The sequence below is a fragment of the Bradyrhizobium sp. UFLA01-814 genome, from assembly GCF_046718885.1.
In the GTDB taxonomy this organism is placed as follows: Bacteria; Pseudomonadota; Alphaproteobacteria; order Rhizobiales; family Xanthobacteraceae; genus Bradyrhizobium; species Bradyrhizobium elkanii.
On sequence record NZ_JAQOSR010000286.1, the window covers coordinates 1 to 6,028 of the forward strand.

A 6,028-nucleotide genomic window follows, 5' to 3' on the forward strand; every position below is an offset into this window, starting at 1 on the left:
CCATTAACCACTCGTTTACGCCCGCATGGAAAAGCTGGCCTGAGATAGGAATTGAAAGCTCCCACAATGTCTACCCCAAGTACCAAGACCGCTGAGCCCCTCAGCGGTGCGTTGCATCCGTCCTGCCGCAAGACTGCCGCCCATGCGCTCACCATCGTGCGCGACGGCGTGATCACCGGCGAAGGCCCGACCACCAAGGGCCGCATCCATTTCTCCCGGTCACTCGATGCCGATGACGCTGCCTGGTGCGCGCGCATCCTGACGGCGGCCGCGGTCGAGCATCAGCCGGTCAGCCGCGCCGAGATCGAGGCGCTGTTCGCGATCAACGAGGCCGCTGCCGAGCGCAGCGATGGCGGCCGGTTCGACGATCTGCTCGCCAAGGCGATCGCCCATCATGCCGCCTCCGAGTCCGGCCTGCCGGTGCCGCCGCGCACAGTGGCGCTGTCGCCAGACACCGAGATCGATCGCTGGGCGCCGAGGCAGGGCGCCAAGATGGACACCAAGGTCCTGGAGTGGATCGCGGGCCAGATGCGCGGTCAGCGCCGCACCGGCCGCGCGCTGGCGGCGATGGTGGCGACGCTGGTCGGCGCGACTGCGCTGCCGCTCGCGGCGCAGCTCCCCAACGTGTTCGACATCGGGATGATGTAAACCATCATCCCGCGTGACTGGAATTCGAGTAGAGCGGCGGGGATCACTTCCCCGCCGTTTTCTGTTTGCCGCCGGTTTCCTCGAGCCCGAGCGTCCGTCCCGGAAACCCGGCGACGTCGAAATAGCGGGTCGAGAGCACGCGCTGGAATTTCAGCACGGTGCGCAGGCCGTTGGCCGACGCCTTCTTCGACATGATGGTGCCCTCGGCCATCTTCGGCACGATGCCGTTCGGCAGCGCCTCCGACATCACCCGGCCGATCAAGCCGCCATTGTTCGGCGCGCGCAGGCCGAGCAGCTGGGCCGCGGTCATGCCGACATCGGCGTTGCTGACCGGCAGCGGATCGACATAGCCCGCCTTGAAGTCGGGGCCGATCGCCGCGGTGAAGTTGAAGGTGTCGCCGCGGCTGAAGCTGCCATGCATGCCCTGGCCCTGGCGCAGCACGGTGTCGGCGACCTGCACCGAGCAGTTGGTCGGGATCCCGCAACCGCTCGACCAGGAGCGGAAATTGACCACGATCGACGGGTTCGGCGTCACCGCTTTGCCCTTCAGATTGAGGTTCGACATCGGCAGCGTGCCGGGGAAGGTGCCGAGCTTGTCGTCGACGAACAGGCCGCTGACATAGTCCTGCTCGAGCAGGGCCTTGATGACGCGGTCGGCGAGCTTCTTGTCGCGGTTCGGCAGATAGATCAGATCCGAGCCGCCATTGGTCGCGATCACGACGTCAGGCTTGGCCGGATCCTGGCCGAGCACGCCGTTGCCGGCCTTCGGGTGGGCATTGTCGGCGACCTTCGCGTTCTTGTCGTTGGGGTCGAACAGCGGCAGGTCCAGCGCCCTGGCGAGGTCGATCGCCAGAAAGCCCATCGGCAGGAAATCCTTCGGCGTGTCGCTATAGGCGATCTTGGCCGAGGGGCTGGTCTTGCTCTCCTTCGAGATGGTCGAGAAGCCGTGGTCGGAGGAGATCATGATGTTGGTGTCGGCGGAAAGCCCGAGCTCGTCGAGCGCCTTGCGCAGCTGCGCGAGATTGTTGTCGGCGTTCCTGATGCCGGCCATCGAGGTCGGGCCGTTGATGCCGGGGGTGATGGTGTTGAGGCTGTCGCCGGTGTTGTGCTGGCTGCCGTCCGGATCGCGCGACCAGAACACCAGCACGAACGGCTTGTTGCGCGCCTTGAACATCGGCAGCACGACCTTGGTCGCGACGTCGGCCATGTAGGCCTGCTGGGCGACGTTGGCGACGGTGGTGCCGGGCGTCTTGGCGTCGCCGGCCTTGGCGTTGTCGCCGCGGCTCGGGGTCGCGAGCGGCAGGCCGGCCTTGGTCAGGGCTTCCTTCATCTCGTCGGAGAGCGGCACGCCGGTCTTGCCGCCGGTGGAATCGTCGACCACGATCGTGTTCTTGCCGCGATCGGTGTGGTCGAACAGCAGGGTCGGGCCGACCTTGCCGATGGCGGCGGTGCTGAAACCCTGGCCGCGGGCCATCTTCAGCAGCGTCTCCTCGTTGAGGTAGTCGCCGTTGAAGTGATCGTCGACGTCGGCGAGCACCGCGTCGTTCTCGATGAAGGGGACCACGGTGTCGCCGGCGGGCACCGAGGTGTAGCCGGTGTAGATCGTGTTGGAGAAGGTGCCGGTGTCGCCGAGGTAGTGGCCGGTCGACAGCGCCGAGCTGTTCGCCATCGTGAAGGTCGGGAACAGCGAGTGCGAATTCTTGAAGTTGACGCCCTTGTCGCGGATCTCGGCCATGGCCGGCGTCGTCTCCGGCGTCACGATGCCGCCGCGCAGGCCGTCGGGGACGAACAGGATGAGGTTGCGGGGCTTGGCGTTCTGCGCCGAGGCGGCGCCCGCCGAAAGCGCGATCATGCTCGCGGACAGTAAGGTAATGGCACGACGCATAGTGTTATTCCCCCTGATGAAGCCCCGCGGCAGCCCGCCGCAGCCTTCGTTTAGTTTTGCCACATGACAGAAATGTTACAGCGCTTGTTCGGCGCTGTAACGGCCGGATTTTTCCCGCGGATTGCCGGTCAGCACACCGTCATTCCGCAGGTTGAACCGCCGTTCTCTCATTGCGCGCAGCGCTGCCGGCATGCCCGTACCGGGCATAGAGCGCCGGCAGCACGGCAAGCGTCAGCAGGGTCGCGCTGATCAGGCCGCCGATCACGACGGTGGCGAGCGGCTTCTGCACCTCGGCGCCGGTGCCGGTGGCGAACGCCATCGGCACGAAGCCGAGCGAGGCCACCAACGCGGTCATCACCACGGGGCGGAAGCGGGTGAGGGCGCCTTGCTCGATGGCTTCCCGCATCGGCACGCCGCGTTCGCGCAACTGCCGGACGAAGCTCAGCATCACGAGCCCGTTCAGCACCGCAACGCCCGACAGTGCGATGAAGCCGACCGCCGCCGAGATCGAGAACGGCATGCCGCGCAGCCAAAGTGCGGCGATGCCGCCGGTGAGCGCCAGCGGCACCGCGCTGAACACCAGCAGCGCGTCGCGGGCCGAGCCCATCGCCGCCAGCAGCAACAGGAAGATCATCGCAAAACAGGCCGGCACCACGACGGCCAGGCGCTGGCGCGCTGCGGCGAGATTTTCCGACTGGCCGCCCCAAGTCATCCAATAACCCGGCGGCAGCTGCACGGATTGCGCGACTCTTGCCTGGGCTTCCTCGACCACCGAGCCGAGATCGCGGCCGCGAACATTGGCTGTCACCACGATGCGGCGCTTGCCGTTCTCGCGGCTGATCTGGTTCGGCCCCTCGGTGAAGGAAAACTGGGCGACGCGGTTGAGCGGCAAGCTCTGCACCGGCGAACTCGGCGTCGCCTTCGGCAACGCGACCGGCAAATTGCTCAACGCCTCGAGATCGGAGCGCACGCTCTCCGGCAATCGCACCACGATGTCGAAGCTGCGATCGCCCTCGTAGACGACGCCGGCATCCTGACCGCCGACCGCGGCGCCGATCACGTCCTGCACGGCCGAGACGCTGAGGCCGCGCCGGGCGATCGCAGCCTTGTCGACCTTGATCTCGAGCACGGGCAGGCCGCCAGCCTGTTCGACCTTGACGTCGGTCGCGCCGCGCACGCTGCGCAGCGCGGCAGCAATCTGGTTAGCGGCTTTCTGCATCGGCCCGAACTCGTCACCGAACACCTTGACCGCGATATCGCCGCGAACGCCGGCGAGCAGTTCGTTGAAGCGCATCTGGATCGGCTGGGTGAATTCATAGACGTTGCCGGGCAGCCGGCCGACCGCCTTCGAGATGTCCTCGATCAGTTGCTCCTTGGTCAGCGATGGATCCGGCCACTGCTCGCGCGGCTTCAGGATGATGAAGGTGTCGGACGCGTTCGGCGGCATCGGATCGCTCGCCACCTCCGCGGTGCCGGTCTTGGAGAAGACGAATGACACCTGCGGAAAGCGGCTGACGGTCTTCTCGACCGACAGCTGCATCGCCTGCGACTGCGACAGCGCCGTACTCGGAATCCTGAGCGCGTGCATGGCGATGTTCTTCTCGTCGAGCGAGGGGATGAACTCCTGGCCGAGGCGGAAGAACCCGAACAGGGCGGTGGCGAACAGCACGACCGCCACCGCGATGACCGGGATAGGCGTTGCAACCGCGCGCCGGAGCAGCGGGCTGTAGCAGCGCTTCAGCGCCGCAACGAGTCGGTTTTCCTGCTCCTGCACGCGACCGGTGATGCCGATCGCGATCAGCGCCGGAACCAGTGTCAGCGACAGCACGAAGGCGGCGGCGAGCGCGAGGATCACGGTCAGCGCCATCGGCTCGAACATCTTGCCTTCGACGCCGGTGAAGGTCAGCAGCGGCACATAGACCAGGAGGATGATGGCCTGGCCATAGAGGCTCGGCTGGACCATTTCCACGGCGGACGCCCGCACCGTCGCCAGCCGTTCGTCGCGCGTCAGCACGCGGCCAAGCGCATGCTGCTTCTCGGCGAGGTGACGCAGACTGTTCTCGGTGATGATCACGGCGCCGTCGACGATCAGGCCGAAATCCAGCGCGCCGAGGCTCATCAGATTGGCGCTGATCCGGCCCTGCCACATGCCGATCGCCGTCATCAGCATCGCGACCGGGATCACCAGCGCCGTGATCAATGCCGCGCGGAAATTGCCGAGCAGCACGAACAGCACGGCGATCACGAGCAGTGCGCCTTCACTGAGGTTGCGCGCCACGGTGCCGATCGTCGCATCGACCAGCTGAGTGCGATCCAGCACCGTCTTGACCTCGATGCCGGCCGGCAAGGACGGCATGATTGTCCGCAGTTTGGCGTCGACCGCGGCCGACACCGTGCGGCTGTTGGCGCCGATCAGCATCAGGGCCGTGCCGACCACGACCTCGCGGCCGTTCTCGCTGGCGCTGCCGGTGCGCGTCTCGCCGCCGATCGAAAGCGTCGCGAGGTCGCGGATCCGGACCGGGACGCCGCCGCGGGTGGTGACGACGACGGCGCCGAGTTCGTCGATGTTCTCGAGCCGGCCGCCGGAGCGCACGACGAAGCCTTCGCCGTTGCGCTCGATGTAGCGCGCACCGCGGCTGACATTGTTGGTCTCGATCGCCTTGGCAACGTCGGCAAAGGTGAGGCCGAGCGCGATCAGCTTCGCCGCATCGGGATGCACTTGATACTGCTTGAGGTATCCGCCGATCGTGTCGACGCCGGCGACGCCAGGCACCATCTTGATCTGCGGCTTGATGATCCAGTCCTGTACGGTGCGCAGATAAGCGTCCTTCTCGACCTCGCTCTGCAGCATCTGGCCGTCCGCCGTCAGGAAGCGGCCGTCGCTTTGCAGGCCCGGCGCGCCGTCGGCCTGCACCTTCTGCCCGGAATAATGGACGGTCCACATGTAGATTTCGCCAAGGCCGGTCGAGGTCGGGCCGATCCGCGGCTCGATGCCTTGCGGCAGGCGCGCGCGGACTTCGGTCAGGCGCTCGCCGACCTGCTGGCGGGCGAAATAGATGTCGGTGGCCTCGCTGAACACCGCCGTGATCTGCGAGAAGCCGTTGCGGGAGAGCGAGCGCGTGCTCTCGAGACCCGGCGCGCCGGCCAGGGCCGTCTCGATCGGGAAGGTGATCTGCTTCTCGATTTCCGCCGGCGACAGCGCCGGGGCCACGGTGTTGATCTGGACCTGCTTGTTGGTGATGTCGGGCACCGCGTCGATCGGCAGCCTGGACAGCGCAAGGCCGCCGAGGAACATCAGGATCGCCGCCAATGTGACGACCACCCAGCGCCGCTGGATCGCAAGACCAATGATGCGCTCAATCATGGTCGTGCTCCGCCTCGTCCTTCTCGAACTCCGCCTTCAGCGTGAAGGTGTTCTGCACCGCGATGGTCTCGCCGGCTGACAGGCCGGCAACGATCTCGATATCGTCGTCGTCCTCGCGGCCGGTCCGCACC

The 6,028-nt window shown here is 66.5% G+C and carries 3 protein-coding genes; 1 reads left to right on the forward strand and 2 read right to left on the reverse strand.

The genetic code is table 11. The features are described 5' to 3' along the window. The first annotated feature begins 66 nt into the window (after nt 1-66). Nucleotides 67-648: a hypothetical protein gene (locus tag PMN64_RS41425; protein WP_026192875.1), complete on the forward strand. Its 582-nt coding sequence runs from the start codon at nt 67-69 to the stop codon at nt 646-648. Nucleotides 649-691: 43 nt separating this feature from the next. Here PMN64_RS41425 and PMN64_RS41430 read toward each other — a convergent pair whose 3' ends face one another. Further along, nucleotides 692-2,533, reverse strand: a complete 1,842-nt coding sequence (locus tag PMN64_RS41430; RefSeq protein ID WP_411784932.1) for an alkaline phosphatase family protein — start codon at nt 2,531-2,533, stop codon at nt 692-694. Nucleotides 2,534-2,672: 139 nt separating this feature from the next. Continuing rightward, nucleotides 2,673-5,897 (reverse strand): efflux RND transporter permease subunit, encoded by a 3,225-nt coding sequence (locus PMN64_RS41435; protein WP_304495746.1) that lies wholly within the window; start codon nt 5,895-5,897, stop codon nt 2,673-2,675. Between the last annotated feature and the right edge of the window lie 131 nt (nt 5,898-6,028).